Source organism: Nocardioides sp. CPCC 206348, from assembly GCF_048654705.1.
Classification (GTDB): Bacteria; Actinomycetota; Actinomycetes; order Propionibacteriales; family Nocardioidaceae; genus Nocardioides.
Genome location: NZ_JBMCZA010000222.1, coordinates 1 through 459 on the forward strand (window position 1 = coordinate 1; position 459 = coordinate 459).

Sequence of the window (459 nt, forward strand, 5' to 3'; positions counted from 1 at the left end):
CCCAGGGGTCACTCTCACCCGCACAACTCCCCCTCGCGGCGCGCCTCCCCCGGCACACCCGGCGGACGTCGTACAAAAGAGCGACAGCCCCGCGGGAGTATGAGCTCCGCGGGGCTGAATGCTTCTGCGTCTCGATACGCCGCTCGTTCCTCGCGGCTACTCGACGAACTTGGCCGACTCGTTCTACTCGACGGCCTTCGCGTAGGACTCGATCTCATCGAGCAGGCGGGCCTTCACCTCGTCCGGGGCGAACGACGCACCGACCGCAGCAGCCGACAGGTCGGCGACACCTGAGGCGTCGAGCGCCAGCAGGTCGGCGGCGATCTCGTACTCCCGGTTGAGGGTGGTGCCGAACATCGGCGGGTCGTCGGAGTTGATCGTGACCAGGACACCGGCGTCGACGAACACCGGCAACGGGTGTTCGGCGAGGGTCGCGACGGCGCGGGTGGCGACGTTGGA

1 pseudogene is annotated in these 459 nt (G+C 68.4%); it reads right to left on the reverse strand.

Going from position 1 to position 459, the window contains the following annotated elements:
• Positions 1 to 183: 183 nt before the first annotated feature.
• A pseudogene (locus ACOADB_RS25120) lies at positions 184 to 459 on the reverse strand (adenosine deaminase); the annotation flags it as partial.